Raw genomic sequence first — 16468 nt, 5'->3', positions numbered from 1 at the left:
AAAGCAAAAAAAGATGATAGAATTTCACATTTCAACAGTTTTGTATACCCATGATCAAATGGTTTAGAAAAAAACAAGCTCAGGGGCATGTTGACGCTGACTCTTTTAAGGAAACAATACAGGAGGAAGAAAATGGCAAAGAGGCTACGCCTGAATTTGCCGATGATGATTCTTCTTCCCGCACAGGTGTTTTTGCGCGTTTCAGAAAAGGTTTAGCTAAAACGCGTCATCAGTTAGGTGAGGGAGTTGGCCGGCTGTTGCTGGGTAAAAAAGAAATCCCTCCAGAGATCCTTGAAGAACTGGAAACTTTGTTGTTAAGTGCGGATTTTGGCATTGAAACGACGGAGAAAATTTTAACCCACTTATCGGAGCGTCTGGCAAGAAAGCAGTTGTCGGATGGTCAGGCCGTGTATGAGGCCTTAAAAGCAGAACTGATAAAATTACTGACCTTTGATGCCCCTCCCTTAGCGCTTGATTCTGGTTTTCCTTTTATCCTGTTGATGGTGGGTGTTAATGGAGCGGGTAAAACGACCACGATCGGCAAGCTTGCTCGAAAATATCAGCAAGAAGGCAAAAAAGTCATGCTGGCTGCGGGTGATACTTTTAGAGCGGCCGCTGTTGAGCAACTGAAAGTATGGGGGGAACGTAATGGTATCCCTGTGATCGCTCAACAGACCGGAGCTGATAGTGCCTCGGTCATTTTTGATGCTGTCCAGGCGGCTAAAGCCCGTCATATGGACATCCTCATTGCCGATACAGCAGGGCGGCTGCATACCCAGGGAAATTTGATGAATGAATTGAAGAAAATTAAGCGGGTTATCCAGAAAATTGATCCTTCCGCTCCTCATGAAACGATGTTGGTACTGGATGCCAGTGTGGGGCAAAATGCTTTGAATCAGGCACGCCAGTTTAATCAGGACATCGCCATTTCTGGTATTACCATGACAAAACTTGATGGCACGGCTAAAGGTGGGATATTATTTGCCATAGCTAACGAATTAAGGATTCCATTTCGTTATCTCGGAGTGGGTGAGGGTATAGAGGATTTAAGACCCTTTGATGCGGCACAATTTGTCAGTGCAATATTTGAAAATGATTATATTCAATCAAGTCAGTAAGCGTTATCCGGGAGGCTTCGAAGCATTAAAGCATGTCGATTTTGTCCTGGAAAATGGTGAGATGGCTTTCCTGACGGGGCATTCTGGAGCAGGCAAAAGTACTTTGTTGAAGTTAATTGCCCTTCTTGAACGACCCACCTCAGGACAAATTATTGTTAATGGTACTCGCCTTAATCAATTGCAAAAACATGAAATTGCAGCCCACCGAAGTCGTATCGGAATTACTTTTCAGTCCCCTTACTTACTAAACGATCGTTCAGTATTTGAAAATGTTGCTCTTCCTTTATATATCCAAGGATTGTCTTATCCCATGATAATTAAACGCGTGCATGCTGCACTGGATATGGTTGGGCTTCTTGTTAAGGAAAAAATGTTGCCCTTCCATTTGTCCGGCGGTGAACAGCAAAGAGTTGGGATTGCGCGAGCTGTTGTTCATAAGCCTTCATTATTGCTGGCCGATGAGCCTACCGGTAACTTGGATCCTAAATTGTCAACTGAAATCATGAATTTATTTGAACAATTCAATCAGGTCGGCGTCAGTGTATTGGTGGCAACGCATGATTTGGCATTGATTGCCGGTAAAAAACATCGCATCGTCATGCTTAAGGAGGGATGTTTATGTTAAATACCCTCCGTTCATTATTTTCCTGCCATTGCAAAGCGGCAAGCCACAGCCTGAGTCAATTGTGCCAAAAACCGTTTTCAACCTTCATGACCGTGTTTATCATTGCTGTTGCTATAACCCTGCCTACATTGTTTGGCGTGTTTATCGACAATATGGGTCGTCTGACCCAAAGCTGGCAACGTAATGGAAATATTTCCTTGTATTTAAAAACCACTCTTTCTGAGGCAGAACAACAGGCTGTTTTAACGCGTGTGCAAAATATGCCCGGAGTTGGACAAGCCACCCTGAAATCAGCCGATAAGGGTTTGCAGGAATTAAGTCGACAGGAAGGAATGCAGGACATTATTCGTTATCTGCCAGCTAATCCCTTACCAGCAGTTGTTGAGGTTGTTCCGGCACTTGCCGTTCATTCTCCTGCCCAAATAGAAAAACTTTACCTTCAGTTGAAAGTAGAGCCAGGCATTGAACTGGCAAAGCTTGATTTGCAATGGATCAATCGACTGTATGCCTTGCTTGATTTAGTTGCAGATGTGGCAAACGCTTTTATTCTCATGTTATCTTTGGCGGTGATCTTAATTATTGGCAATACCTTAAGACTTTCGCTTTATCATCAGCGCGAGGAAATTCAGGTATTAAAATTAATAGGAGCTACGGATCCTTTTATTCTTAGACCTTTTTTATACGCTGGTATTTGGTATGGCTTAGGAGGAGCTGTTATTGCTGTTTTACTCGTTAATATTTTTATTCTCAGCCTGGGAATAGCTGTTAACGCATTTATCGGCACTTACCAAATGAGCTATCCATTTTATGGAATGTCAATAAGACAAATTTTGTTCGTGGTGATTTTTGCTTCTATACTGGGTTGGTTCGGTGCTCGTTTGTCAGTGAAACGTCAATTAACCCTGATTGAACCTTATAAATAGTTTTAGCGTGGAACTTTAAGTCAAGCCAGGCATTTCTTGTCTTATTCAGGGCAAGTATGATTTTGCCCTGAATATTTATTATAAAAAGACGTTTCAGAAGTTGCATGAATATTGTATAATTTAGGATGATCTAAAAACCTGTTATGAAGTGGATAACCGGAGGAAGAAAAATGAGTCAACAATTGCAACTTGCTGCAATGAACCTGCCCATAGGTAATCTTGACGCATATATTCACCGCGTGAATCAGATTCCTTTGCTATCAGCTGAGGAAGAAATTGATTTTGCCCAGCGCTTTCATGCACAGGGAGACATTGAGGCGGCTCGAAGGCTGGTTCTGGCTCATTTGCGTTATGTGGTTCGCGTGGCTCGCGGTTATCTGGGGTATGGCCTTCCTTTAAGCGATCTGATTCAGGAAGGAAATATTGGCTTAATGAAAGCGGTAAAGCGGTTTGACCCAACCATGGGTGTGCGTCTTGTTTCCTTTGCCGTTCACTGGATTAAAGCCGAAATACATGAGTTTGTATTGCGCAACTGGCGAATTGTAAAAATCGCTACCACAAAGGCTCAGCGCAAATTATTTTTTAATCTTCGCAACATGAAAAAGCGGCTGGGTTGGTTCAGTGCAGAGGAAGTGGATGCTGTTGCCAGAGATCTGGGGGTTAGTCGTGAAGATGTACTACAGATGGAGCAACGGCTCAATGTCATGGACTCACCTTACGATGCGCCAGATGCCGGCATGGAGGAGGCTTTTAAAGCTCCGGAACATTATCTGCACGATGCCAGTCACGATCCTGCTGTGTTACTGGAGAAAGAGAACAGTGGTGAAGAAGGTCGGGAACAGTTAATGCAGGCTTTTGAACGCCTGGATGAGCGCAGTCAGGATATATTACAGCAACGTTGGTTAATTGAAAACAAAACCACCCTTCACTCTCTGGCCGAAAAATATGGTGTTTCCGCTGAAAGGATACGTCAGCTTGAAAAAAATGCCATGAAAAAGCTGCGTACATATATGGAAGAAGCCGCAGTATAGCGTACTATTTCACATCCTGAACGAAATCATTCTGAAAAAATACTCAAAGCAGCCATTAGATAACATTTTGCTGCTTAAGAATGATTTTGTTCACTACTCGCCTTCCTTAATAACAGCCTATCTTTATCATCCGCAAAACTTCAAACCTTTAAAATCTAAAACTTTCTATTTAAAAATTCACTTGCATGTTGTTCAACACGCTCATCCAGCAAAACACTGACATGTGTGGCATCTTTTAGCATTTTTAATTCGCCATGATGGTAATTTCTGCAAAAGATGATCGATTCTTTCGGGTGAACGGTAAGATCTTTTTCACCGTGGATGCAAAGGAAAGGGATTGTCCTGCCTTGAACAAGAAAATTCTGCAGTCTTACCAGGCGAGGATCAATGTCGGCTTGTTGATAAATCACATCGCGCAGACATTGGAATCCGGCTCCATTTAATTTGAATCGTCTGGCAAGACGATGAACGGGAGAACGCATACGTGTAGGAGAGGCAATCAAGATGAATCGTTCTGGCGTATATTTCAGTTGCCAGTCAGGTAGTTGACCAGCCAGATTCAAGGTATTCAACAACATTGAGCCTCCAAATGAATGACCAATGACGGCATAAAAAGGTCCAAATTGATTGATAATATTTTTCAAAATAAGCACAGCATCAGTCCATGGAAGTTGAAATCCCTTAGCTTCACCATGTGCAGGAAAGTCTGGGATATAGACATCATAACCCTGTTGATGCAAAGTGTGCGTTAAGCGGATCATATAGGCTGCTCGCGACATCCATCCATGAGCAATAAGGATTTTTTTCGCTTGCGGGCGGTGTGCTTGGGCAAAATGATGAATGATATGATGACGAGGGTATTGTTGATGGATGGCTTCACTGCGTTTATCCTCAAAATATTCGCAGGCTCTACTGGCAAAATGACGATATTGTTTTTCCACGGGTAAATGAAGGGGTGTAATAAATAATTGATAACAAAGTTGAGCGTGAAGAAAGTTTCTTGCTTCAGTAATGGTTGTCAACATAATTAATTTCCTTCGGACTATATTTTTTAGCTTAGACGATCAACCGACATTCCGCACCCGTGTCCTTTTTTTGCTAAAAATTGAGTAAATTTGAAATACAAACGACCACTTTCTCGCAGCTAAACCGCACCATCAGCACAAAATTAAATCAATTTTTATCTAAAAATACTATGATGATGAATGTCGGCTCAAGACGAAAAAGCCTGCTTGTCCCGGGACTGGATGGGAGTTCCTGCATAAAACAGGTTGCGAGGCGTGACATATAGGAATAGACTGATGATTTTTCACCAGACTTCTTTCGAAATTCTATTGGAAAGAAGAGTGGCTTTGTCGATACGGTGTCTGATCTCATATACTGAAGGGTATACTGTGGTTCAACGCTTCGTTTATCTTCTGCGACAGGTTTTGAAAGAAAACGGTTGAAGGTCAGCTCGATATACAACAGCAATTGACATCGCTGATGTCGAGCCCGATTATTTTGATTGATTTTGGCGTAAAAAGCTTTGCTTTTTACGGGATAAGATTCGTTTTGCGATATCAAAGGCACGAATACCTTTGATGTTAAACTCACCTCATGTCAACTTAGGGAATAAAAACATGCACACTTCAAATTTTGTTTATCATCACGGAGCACAGCCTATGCATGGTTTTCTGGCCTACGATGATTCTCATAGAAAAAAACGTCCGGCGATATTGGTTATTCATGATTGGAGTGGTAGGAATGAATTTGCCTGCAAGAAAGCGGAAATGTTGGCGGATATGGGTTATGTGGGCTTTGCCGTCGATATGTTTGGTGAAGCTCGTTTGGGTGAGACCTTGGATGAAAAAAAAGGCTTGATGCAGCCTTTAATTAATGATCGGGCTTTATTACGAGAGCGCATTCAGGCGGCTTTGGATACGGTTAGGGAAATTCCCGAAGTGGATAGCCAGCAAATTGCTGCCATCGGATTTTGTTTTGGTGGACTTTGTGCGCTTGATTTAGCAAGAAGTGGTGCTTCAATCCAAGGGGTAGTCAGCTTTCATGGCTTGCTAAATAAGCCTGAAAATCTTAAAACAGAAACCATCAAGGCAAAAGTTTTAGCGCTGCACGGTTATGATGACCCCATGGGAAAACCAGAGCAGGTGAATGAATTCTGTAATGAAATGACTCAGGCAAAAGCTGACTGGCAGGTTCATATGTATGGCCATACCCAACATGCATTCACCAATCCAAAGGCAAATGATAAGGATTTGGGAACGGTGTATGATGCGGTGGCGGAAATGCGTTCCATGCAGTCCATGCGAAATTTTTTAGCTGAAATCTTTGCCTGACAATCCATCCATTTTAATTTGCCTGGCTTAAGCGAGAGAAAACTCTATATTCTTGATGGTTAGCGAGTGAGAACAGTAAGTGTCCCGTTAAGCGCTTACTGTTTTTTCCAGATGCTTGCATCATACGTCCGATGGATGGCCTCTATAGTGGATTAAGTCGTCTTGGCTACCCAATGAGTAATCATAATGTGAAAGAGGAAAATATAGTTGAGCAGGCTCATCTTGTTGTTTCTCTGCTTAAGCTCTGATTAATCGGAACGCTATATGGTGGTATCAGCCACAAGAATCTATCTTATTACTTGAATGAGTTTTCTTTTAGATTTAATCGAAGAACATCCTCTTCACGAGAGGAGCTTTTCCTTCGACTAATAGAGCAAGCCGCTTGCGATTGATCCAGTGCCGGCAAAATCGTTAAACACTATATGTAGTGGGTAAGTTAGCCAACTGCATACCCACGAAAAGGATAATAAATGGTATCATTTATATTCAAATAGGACGAATTATTAAAACCATCTTGGTTAAAAAATAAATTCGCATTTCTACTGTGAAAGATTTTATTGATCAATTCTAAACAGGTTAAGAAACAGTCAAAAAAAGCTTATTTTTGTTCAGATGAGAGTGCATTTTATTTTCTTTCTGGTTTATATAAGATCTTTTCGATCCGATAAAAAACCTAATTAACGTGAATTCGATGTAACTGTTTAAGGATTATCCTGCAAAGAGAAAATATATTGAAAACCCAGACCTTTTGTGATCTTATTTGTTTTTTCTAAGAACAGTAATAGGATACAAGAGGCCTGGAATGGATAAGTTAGTCGAATTATTCTGTATTGTCGATGATTTTTGTCAAAAGTTTTTACCAATCTTTGAGCAGCAACTTATAAATATTTCAGGCAAAGTCAGGAAGAAACCCTGTAGCCTGTCTATGTCCGAAATAATGACGATAGTGATACACTACCACCAATCCAATTATCGAAACTTCAAAAGCTATTATTCTTATGTTTTGCAGAAAGATTTACGTCCCTATTTCCCAAAACTGGTCAGCTATAGCAGAATGACTGAGCTGATGCCATCTTGTATAGTGCCATTAACGGCATTTTGCCACAATCAATCAAAGACTCTAACTGGCATTTATTTCGTAGACTCAACCCCTATTGAGGTCTGCCACGTTAAAAGAGCGCAACAGAATAAAACATTTAAGGGGTTAGCGGAGAAGTCCAAATCAACTATGGGATGGTATTTTGGTTTTAAACTTCATTTGGTGGCCAATGATAAAGGTGAGCTAATGGCTTTTAAAATAACCTCAAGCCGAACAGATGACCGAACGGTTGTGCCCGATTTAAGTAAAAATCTGTTGGGTAAAATGATTGGAGATAAGGGATATATTTCCCAAAATCTGACCGAGAAACTTGCTGAAAGAGGCTTGCAACTACTGACCAAAGTCAGAAAAAATATGAAGCAAAAAGTGCTCGATGCCTTTGACAAAGTCCTGTTGAGAAAAAGAGCCATTGTTGAATCTGTTATTGACCAATTAAAAAATATTTCAAATATCGAACACTCAAGGCATCGTTCTGTCTTTAATTTTATGGTCAATATCTTGGCTGGTTTGGCAGCTTATGCACTTAAGCCAAAGAAACCTTCCTTGAATATTGAAAAAACATTCGTGGCTGTCGTTTGACCAGTTATATCGAATTCACGTTAATTAATTCCAAATTCTAGTGCGGAATATCGGTTGTTTTAAAATATGGTTGGTTTTTACGCGAATCAACAATGCCTTAAGTCAGAACAGATTTTTTAAAACGCCTTGTATCCAAAATGCATTCAAAAATGTCGCTATTACGACAACCCGATAATGTTCAACAAATAATCGAATGGTATAATAAATGAATTAGTAAATGTAAGAGGTAAGCGAATGGATGCTAAGGATATTTTAAGCCAATATAATGAAGCTCAAGCACTATTTAGACAAATATATGGCGAAGTCACACAAAATCAAAGTTCTTTAATTGCCGACGATTTCGATTTCCAAACCTTCATGCCAGCATTACACTCTGTAACCTTATCAAATGATGGAAAGTTCAACATATCTCAGATACAACACATGCTTAAAAGCATTAAACGAATGGAGGATTTTATATCTAATAACAACAGGATTGACTTTAAAAGAGAAGATTATATTGTACTTTGCAAGTTACTTGACGATTTACAATCAAACTTATCTGACCTTTCTGGATTTAAAACTCCAAATCTACAATTTGAAGGATTTGCACTCGGGGCAGATGAGCCGAAGAAAGAAAGAAAATTAGTTAAAATGAAATATAATTCATCAGTCCCATTTAACAAAAAGCGGACGGCGCTAAATGGTTTTAATGCCGCAAAGGATGGTGTAAATATCGCGCTAAAAGGAAAAAGTTTGTACAACAATATTGATCGGATTCTGACGGACACCTTAAATCTTATTGACGAAGAAACAGTGGATAATAATACTCTAGGGGTTGGATTTTTAGCATCTACCGGCACCGGTATCTTAATTGAACTATATAATCTTAAACCAAGATTAATGGGACTGGAAAGACTGCTGCAGGCCGAAATTGATGATAATAATGAAAAGGCTCAAGAAGTTATAAAGTTAGTTCGATATTTAATAAATATTGGACATACCTTTATGGCAATTTTTGAAAAAATTGAAAATATTGCCAAGCTGCCATTTAACTTACCACTCAAGGAAATTTTACCTATTATTGGCCTGATGTCTAATATTTGTGGTTTAGCCTTAACTATAATGGACTTGGTAACGATTATTCATGAGATGGACAAGTACGGTGCTGTAAAAAGCCAATTGCAAGCGCTTGAAGATAACTACCCAGAGCTACTTTCTTGTGAACGTGATGTTTATTTTCTCGATAAATATCTTGAAAATTTAGATAAAAAATATTTTGAAAAACTAATAGGATTGTTCAAAAATATTTTTGATACTTCTGCCAAAGTTTGTTTAATAGTTGGCAATGTTAATCCATTAATTTCAGTCACTGGCCCTGTGGCAATAGGTGGAACCATACTTTCCTTGCTTGGAAGTATTTCACAATTGGGATTGTCCTTGCAGAGGAGAATTAAAAATGATGAAAATATTATTCGCTATAATCAGTGGAAAATGGAAAACAAATTTCAAACCCAGAAACAAAAAATTATTGGAAGATACGCTGATATATTATCATGCCATATCAGAAATCCAAATTATTTTATAGAGACAGAGCAATGGGATGTGTTAAATTTCATTTATCAGATGCGAAGCATGACAACAGCAGATGTTGTCATTGAATTATTAAGCAACTCCACTGAAAATAGCGGATCAAATAATATAATCAGAATTTTAAATCAATTAGCTGAGCAACAATGTTTGGGTATCAATGATGATTATCCATTGGTAGATATAATTATTGATGGGCTAAACAGGTTTGATTTTAAAAATAAAGAGGAAATTATAGACTTTATCGTTGATATTGATTTTTCCAATGGTATACAAAAAATGATAGATGAGGATGTATCTGGTTTAATAGAGCTTTTAAGTGCCCCACAGACGGTTGCTTGTTTGTTGGAAGCTGATATAGAAGACCATGATAATATGGATGTTACTCTGCATAGTCCTATTAATTCTCTTGTTACAAAAGGGTTTAATAAGCTAGAAAGCGCCTCCCGTGCGGTGCAGAGCTTTTTTAATCAAAATAAAAGAGAGAAGTATATACCATTAAAGACTTGTTTAGAACTGGAAACCAGAAAACCACATGGTGAAAATGACCCTCTAAATGAGGCTACAAAGTTACTGAATGGGACAAACTTCAGATTATATAGGTAAAATTTCAACTTTAAATGAAAGATTTTCCAAGTCTTTTTTGCCTCCCAAGGGAAGATTAAGGTTTTTTTGAGCGAATCGACAACAAGAATCTAGATTTAATCGAAGAACATTCTCTTCACAGGGGAAGCTTTTTCTTCGACTCATAGAGCAAGCGCTTGCAATTGATCCGGTGCCGGCAAAATCGTTAAACACCATATGTAGTGGGTAGGTTAGCCAACTGCATACCCACGAAATTTTAAATAAAATATTCATTAATCTCATATAAACTGCTTTAAAAACTCCAAAATGCATCCAGGTCGGCTAAAAAACTGTGTTACATATGATGAGTTTTTCAGCTAAAAAAATTGCAGTAAATACTTCAATATAAAAAAGTAGAAAAGTGCTACGCAATGCTGCAAGTTTTTTGACATATCGGCTTAATCTTTTTTATTAAAGCAGTTAGACTATGCATTATTTTAAGTTGCAGGAAAATCGTTTTGGCTAATAAGTTACCTCAACACATTGCTATCATTATGGATGGTAATGGGCGTTGGGCTGAAAGTAAAGGCCTTGCACGCATTGAAGGCCATCGTGCTGGCATAAAAACTGTTAAGGAAATAGTGCGGGTTTCTCTTGAAAAACGTATTTATTGCTTAAGTCTTTTTGCCTTTAGCAGTGAGAACTGGTCCAGACCCTATGAAGAAGTGAGTTTTTTAATGCAATTGTTTCTTGAAGTTTTGAATCATGAGATGGAGGAATTGCATCATCAAGGGGTCTCTATTCGTTTTACCGGAGACAGATCAGCCTTATCAGACTCTTTACAACAGCAGATGAAGCACGCTGAATCTCTGACGGCAGATAATCAAAACATGATACTGAATGTGGCTGTAAATTACGGCGGTAAATGGGATTTGCTTAATGCTGCTAAAAAAATAATTACCGCTGTCAATAACGGTGATTTGAGAATAAGTGAGTTGAACGAGGAAGTGTTTGCGCGATTTCTGGATACCGGAGATTTGCCGGAACCCGATTTGTTTATCCGCACCAGCGGGGAGCTGCGTATCAGTAATTTTTTTCTTTGGCAGATGGCTTATACAGAGCTTTATTTTACAGAAGTACACTGGCCGGATTTTACAGCCGCAGAGTTTGAAAAAGCCTTGCAGGCTTATAGCAAACGACAGCGCCGCTATGGACGGTTATCCGAAGTTCTGATTGATAACAAGGAAAATGTTCATGCTTAAATATCGTTTAATTACTTCCCTCATACTAGTGCCCTTGATTTTGGCTATACTTTTTTATGCCGGCCCTTGGTTTTTGCTCGGCATTGTTTTTATTATTTTGATGATGTGCGGCTGGGAATGGACTAGATTGATTGTTATTAAACAAATGTTTTATCGAATTCTATTTATACTCCTGTTGGCCTTATCGTTTTGGGCATCCAGCCAATGGTATAATTACTGGTTGGCAGCAGGCCTATGCATGTGGTTTATCATATTGTTCGCTGTTTTATCTTATCCTTCCTCGGAAAACATCTGGGGGAAAAAGAGCGTGGTCAGTATTTCAGGTTTAATCCTTCTGCCTTTGTTTGTACAAAGCCTGATAGGGCTTTATCAATTGCCGGAAGGAAAATGGCTCGTGTTGTATTTATTGTTATTGATCTGGGCTGCTGATATTGGCGCTTATTTTGCTGGTAAGCAGTGGGGTGGGCATAAACTGATTCCGCGTGTCAGTCCTGGTAAGTCCTGGGAAGGTGTTTTGGGTGGCTTGAGTTTAGTTGTTCTCGTTTCTCTTTGCGGTTATTTTTGGCTAAAACCTGAACCAGTTTGGCTTTGGATTGTTTTGGCTCTAGCCATAGCCTGGGTTTCTATTTTGGGTGATTTATTTATCAGTATGTTGAAGCGGCGTTGTCAGTTAAAAGACACAGGCGCGCTTTTGCCTGGCCATGGGGGAATACTTGATCGCCTGGACAGTTTAATTGCCGCGCTCCCTTTTTTTTATTTCGGTTTAACCCTGTTTTCATTTAGGTTTTAAGATGCTATCAGCGCTATTTTATTTCTTACTCGCCTTATTATTACTGGTGGTTATTCATGAGTACGGCCATTTTCAGGTGGCTCGCTGGTGTGGCGTAAAAGTACTGCGTTTTTCCTTTGGTTTTGGCAAAATACTTGCTAGCTGGCATGATAAAAAAGGCACGGAATATGTCTGGTCTTTGTTTCCATTAGGCGGTTATGTCAAAATGCTTGATGAAACGGAAGGGGAAGTCAGAGAAGAGGAAAAACATCTTGCATTTAACCGGCAACCTATGTGGAAGAAGATTGCCATTGTTGTGGCGGGCCCCTTATTTAATTTTCTTTTTGCTTTTTTGATGTTATGGTTGGTTGCAATCATCGGTATCAAATCGTTAGCTCCAATGATTGAGGCAGTAACACCCGGCAGCATTGCTGAAAAAGCCGGACTCTCAGCACAACAGGAAATCATTGCCTTAAACGATGTCCCTATAAGAAGCTGGCGTGATTTTCAGTATGCCATAATGCCTTATATAGGCTCTGAAGATAACCTTCGATTAACGGTAAAATCTTTGAAGAACGGTGAGAAAACCTCCTTGATATTGCCTCTGGCCGATTGGCACTTAGACAGTAAAAAACCTGATTTATTGGCCAGTTTTGGCCTTATACCCTTTATTCCTTCTATCCCGCCTGTGATCGGTGAAGTTCTTAAGGATACCCCGGCTGCCAATACTCCTTTGAAGATCAATGATGAGATCGTGGCTGTCGATGGAAAACCCATAGAGGATTGGTTAGAGCTGGTGCGGTACGTTAAAGAGCATCCAAATGAAACCATCCAACTGAAGGTGAAGCGGGATGGTCGTTTGTCTTCTTTTGCGCTTACCATTGGGAGTAAGAAGATAAATGGCAATCAGCAAGGATTTCTCGGATTGAAATCCAAAAAAGTGGATTGGCCTGAAAATTGGCTCAGGATACAACGTGAATCAGTTCTCGACGCTATTCCTGTGGCGATGAATCAGACCGCACATTTAACCGGTGCGACGCTCACTTTAATCGGGCGATTAGTGATGGGGGATATATCGTTAAATAATATCAGTGGGCCTGTTGGTATTGCCAAGGGAGCAGGAGACTCTGCCCGTAGCGGTATTGTATATTATTTTTCCTTTCTCGCCTTGGTCAGCATCAGTTTAGGGGTGTTAAATTTACTTCCTGTGCCTATGCTGGATGGTGGTCATTTACTTTTCTATGCCATCGAGGCCATTCGAAGAAAACCTTTGACGGATGAATTTAAGGCGGCAGGAATTTACACTGGATTAATATTGTTGGTTGCTTTGATGTTGGTAGCGCTGGTCAATGATATTTCGAGATTGACTTATTAACTTATGAGTTATTAGTCCTTTTTTATCAGACAGATAGCCTTGGATTATTAACAAAAAGCGTTCACTTTGTCTAAAGCTTTTCTTGACAGAGGCTGGAAGTTACTATAAAAGGGTTGCAAATTTTTGTTATGATCGAATCCTTTTTAGCTTCGATGATACTCGCAGTACTGGATGTAAAATAATAATGAAAACAATCAGCAGAAATTTTGTTTTGGGGGTATGTTGTTCTACAGCCCTGGCATGGTCAACCCAGATTTCAGCCGCAAATGGCTTTGTTGTCAAAGGAATAAAAGTAACGGGTTTACAGCGTATCAAAACAGGTACAGTATTGAACTATATTCCCGTTCAGGTCGGTGAGGAGATAGGGCCTGAATCTACTGCTCAAATCATTCGCGCGCTTTATGAAACGGGGTTTTTTCAATTGGTCACTCTTGAGCGTCAAGGGAATATTCTTATTGTGCGTGTGGTCGAGAGGGCGACCATTGGTTCGGTCAATGTTGTTGGTAATTCTGAAATTCCCAAGGATAAAATGAAGGAATTACTCAAGCAATTGGGTTTGGTAAAGGGTCGCGTATTTCAACGCTCATCCCTGGAGCGTTTGGAAAAAGAACTGAAGCAGGCTTACAATGCACGGGGTAAATATAATGCTCGAATTACTTCTTCTGTAACCCCGCTGACAGAAAACCGAGTGTCTATCCAGGTGACCATTTCCGAAGGGCGTGTTTCACGCATTAAAGAAATAAAAATCATTGCCAACCGTGATTTTACCACCAATGAATTGCTGTCCCAGCTTAGCTTATCTTCCAGCGGCCTGTTGACCTATTTTTCTAAAAAAGATCAATACACGAAAGAAGGGATGGATGCTTCCCTTGAAGCATTACGCTCCTTTTATCTTGATCGTGGATATTTGAAATTTAATATTGTTTCTTCACAGGTTTTGTTGTCGCCTGATAAAAAAGATGTCTACATTCATATTCATATTGAGGAAGGACCACAATATCGGTTTGCCGGTTATGAGGTGATTGGCGATAGAGTGTTACCCAAAGAAAAACAGGACTCTTTGATCCAAGTCAAAAAAGGCGACGTTTTTTCCAGAAAAAAAGTAACTGAAAGTATTTCGGCGATAGGTCTTGCTTTAGGCGATAAAGGCTATGGCTTCCCTGCAATCAATGCCGAACCACGTATTAATGAGCAAGATAAAACCGTTTTTATTACTTTTATTGTCCAGCCAGGACGTCATGTGTATGTTCGCCGAATCAATTTTCATGGAAATACAAAAACCGGTGATTATGTTTTGCGTAATATCATTCGTCAGGATGAGGGTGCGCTTTTATCCTTACATAACATTAAAGAATCTGAGCGACAATTACGCTTGTTAAGTTATTTGAAAAACATTGATATTAAAACCAACCCGGTACCTGGTACCAATAACCAGGTTGATCTTGATGTTAAAATGGAAGAAGCTCCCTCTGCTGAGGCAACGGCTTCTGTCGGCTACGGCACCAACGGGCCACAGTTTAATGCCTCTTTTAATCAACGTAACTTTATGGGAACAGGACGCTCAGTAGGCTTAGCGTTCAATGCCAGTTACTGGGGACAGAATTATTCTTATAACTATTACAATCCTTTTTATACCAAAACCGGCATAGGACGTGGTTTCAATCTTTATTACCAGCATGTTAATCCTAAAAAGGAACTTGATGTCAGTACCTACACTTCCAATAGTTTCGGTGGTGATGTCAATTACAATATTTTATTGAGCGAAAAAAGCAGTCTCCAGCTTGGTTTTGGATATCAAGATCTGGATATTCGGTCCACAGGAAATGTCCCGCAGATTCAAAGCTTTGTGGCTCTCAATGGAAACCGCTTTCACCAGATTCGACTGACAAGCGGCTGGAATCGTAACAGTTATGATCAATTTCCTTACCCAACAAGCGGAATAAATCAGCAGGCTACAACATTACTTGCCTTGCCTGCCGATTCTAAGTCATTAAAATATTATAAAGCATCCTACCAGGCTCATTTATTCTATCCTTTGACGCAGGGTTTTATTCTTTCTCTGTTGGGTAATATTGCCTATGGAAATACCTTTAATAATCAAGGCTTACCTTTTTACGAAAACTATATGGCAGGGGGTATTGCGCAGCCCGGCCAGGTTCGAGGCTATGACAGTTTTTCATTGGGACCTCAGGATAGCTTTGGTAATTCTCTTGGGGCAAATTTTTTGGTGAATGGCAGCATTGGACTTGTTCTTCCTTATCCTTTAAGCCGTGATACAATTCGAACAATGGCCTTTGTCGATGCTGGAAATGTATTTGCCCGCGGCACACCGGTTATACTACGGGGAACATCCGCAGGACCTATGCGCTATTCAGCAGGCTTATCAGTGGAATGGCGTTCGCCTTTCGGTCCTTTAGCATTTAGCCTTGCTAAGCCTTTAAATAAACAGCCCACAGATATGGAACAGATTTTTCAATTTGCACTGTCTTCAAGTTTTTAGGAGAGTTATTTCTGCTTGACACATTTTTTTTCCCAGCGCCTGTTTAGGGTCTGTGGAAGCGTAAGATAAATAAACGATGAAGTTCTTCCATGGTATATCGTATGAGCTTTAAAATATGCTAGCATGTATGGGCGGCGCGAGCAGCCATAGACAGCGGTTAAAACGTATTCATTACAACTGCTGCTGTGTAACTTTTTATCTCGGAGAAAATTATGAAGCGATTAAGTTTGTTGTTTATCGCATTGGTTTTAAGTTTTAGTGGAACCAGTGTTTTTGCTAATTGGTCAAAAATAGGTGTTGTGGATTTACAAAAAATCATTCAGACCTCCCCACAAATGAAAAATATTCAGGAAAAACTGGAAAAGGAATTTAAACCTCGTCGTGATAAATTGGTTTCTATGGAGACAGAATTAAAAAATGACATGGAAAAATTCAAACGCGACGCATCCGTAATGAGCGAGGCGCAAAAGAAAGAATTGCAGACGAAAATCATCGATGCTCAAAAGAAGTTTGAGCGCGAAGGCCAACAATATCAGCAGGAATTAAGTACCGCCCATAATAAAGCGATGGAAGGATTGTATAACAAAGTGCGTGATGCGATTGCCAAAGTCGCAAAGGATCAAAAATACGATCTTATTCTGCAGAAAGATGCCGCTCCCTATAGCGTACAACAATTAGATGTGACGGATAAAGTCGTTGAGGAAATCAGCTAAGCCTG

General features: G+C 39.9%; 13 protein-coding genes and 1 pseudogene. 13 read left to right on the top strand and 1 reads right to left on the bottom strand.

Going from position 1 to position 16468, the window contains the following annotated elements:
- Positions 1 to 50 precede the first annotated feature (50 nt).
- The 4 genes from ftsY to rpoH all read left to right on the top strand — a co-directional run bounded on the left by ftsY (position 51) and on the right by rpoH (position 3697).
- Positions 51 to 1118 (top strand): signal recognition particle-docking protein FtsY, encoded by a 1068-nt coding sequence (gene ftsY / locus E4T55_RS05285; protein ID WP_058502967.1) that lies wholly within the window; start codon positions 51 to 53, stop codon positions 1116 to 1118.
- Positions 1093 to 1743 carry a cell division ATP-binding protein FtsE gene (ftsE, locus tag E4T55_RS05280; RefSeq protein WP_058502983.1) on the top strand — a complete coding sequence of 217 codons (651 nt, stop codon included), beginning with the start codon at positions 1093 to 1095 and terminating at the stop codon, positions 1741 to 1743. Before ftsY ends, ftsE begins: the two co-directional genes overlap by 26 nt.
- On the top strand, positions 1737 to 2666 hold the full coding sequence (gene ftsX, locus E4T55_RS05275) for a permease-like cell division protein FtsX (RefSeq protein ID WP_058502968.1): 930 nt from the start codon (positions 1737 to 1739) through the stop codon (positions 2664 to 2666). The genes ftsE and ftsX overlap by 7 nt, the downstream gene beginning before the upstream one ends.
- 170 nt (positions 2667 to 2836) lie before the next feature.
- Positions 2837 to 3697, top strand: a complete 861-nt coding sequence (gene rpoH / locus E4T55_RS05270) for an RNA polymerase sigma factor RpoH (RefSeq protein ID WP_058502969.1) — start codon at positions 2837 to 2839, stop codon at positions 3695 to 3697.
- 155 nt (positions 3698 to 3852) lie between these two features.
- Here the strand turns inward: rpoH and E4T55_RS05265 are convergent, their stop codons facing one another.
- Positions 3853 to 4725 (bottom strand): alpha/beta hydrolase, encoded by an 873-nt coding sequence (locus E4T55_RS05265; protein WP_058502970.1) that lies wholly within the window; start codon positions 4723 to 4725, stop codon positions 3853 to 3855.
- Between the two features lie 594 nt (positions 4726 to 5319).
- Between E4T55_RS05265 and E4T55_RS05260 the strand changes: the two genes are divergently transcribed.
- The 9 genes and pseudogenes from E4T55_RS05260 to E4T55_RS05220 all read left to right on the top strand — a co-directional run bounded on the left by E4T55_RS05260 (position 5320) and on the right by E4T55_RS05220 (position 16463).
- Entirely contained in the window at positions 5320 to 6033 is a 714-nt protein-coding gene (locus E4T55_RS05260; protein WP_058502972.1) for a dienelactone hydrolase family protein, read from the top strand.
- A 248-nt stretch (positions 6034 to 6281) separates the two neighbouring features.
- Positions 6282 to 6468: pseudogene (locus tag E4T55_RS15425) on the top strand (IS1595 family transposase); the annotation flags it as partial.
- A 367-nt stretch (positions 6469 to 6835) separates the two neighbouring features.
- Positions 6836 to 7711: an IS982 family transposase gene (locus tag E4T55_RS05255; protein WP_115325218.1), complete on the top strand. Its 876-nt coding sequence runs from the start codon at positions 6836 to 6838 to the stop codon at positions 7709 to 7711.
- Positions 7712 to 7945: 234 nt separating this feature from the next.
- Positions 7946 to 9886, top strand: coding sequence for a hypothetical protein (locus tag E4T55_RS05250; protein ID WP_058502513.1), 1941 nt, complete (start codon positions 7946 to 7948; stop codon positions 9884 to 9886).
- Between the two features lie 476 nt (positions 9887 to 10362).
- Positions 10363 to 11106, top strand: a complete 744-nt coding sequence (locus E4T55_RS05240) for an undecaprenyl pyrophosphate synthase (RefSeq protein ID WP_058502515.1) — start codon at positions 10363 to 10365, stop codon at positions 11104 to 11106.
- A complete protein-coding gene (locus E4T55_RS05235) occupies positions 11099 to 11896 on the top strand; it encodes a phosphatidate cytidylyltransferase (protein WP_058502516.1) in 798 nt (265 codons plus the stop codon). Before E4T55_RS05240 ends, E4T55_RS05235 begins: the two co-directional genes overlap by 8 nt.
- Position 11897: 1 nt before the next feature.
- Positions 11898 to 13250: an RIP metalloprotease RseP gene (gene rseP / locus E4T55_RS05230; protein WP_058502517.1), complete on the top strand. Its 1353-nt coding sequence runs from the start codon at positions 11898 to 11900 to the stop codon at positions 13248 to 13250.
- Positions 13251 to 13434: 184 nt separating this feature from the next.
- On the top strand, positions 13435 to 15750 hold the full coding sequence (bamA, locus tag E4T55_RS05225; RefSeq protein ID WP_058502518.1) for an outer membrane protein assembly factor BamA: 2316 nt from the start codon (positions 13435 to 13437) through the stop codon (positions 15748 to 15750).
- A gap of 212 nt (positions 15751 to 15962) precedes the next feature.
- Positions 15963 to 16463 (top strand): OmpH/Skp family outer membrane protein, encoded by a 501-nt coding sequence (locus E4T55_RS05220; protein ID WP_058502519.1) that lies wholly within the window; start codon positions 15963 to 15965, stop codon positions 16461 to 16463.
- Positions 16464 to 16468: the final 5 nt, after the last annotated feature.

The sequence above is a fragment of the Legionella israelensis genome, assembly GCF_004571175.1.
Classification (GTDB): Bacteria; Pseudomonadota; Gammaproteobacteria; order Legionellales; family Legionellaceae; genus Legionella_D; species Legionella_D israelensis.
The sequence above is the reverse complement of the archived record's forward strand: the minus strand, read 5'-3'. Positions and strand labels throughout refer to the sequence as shown.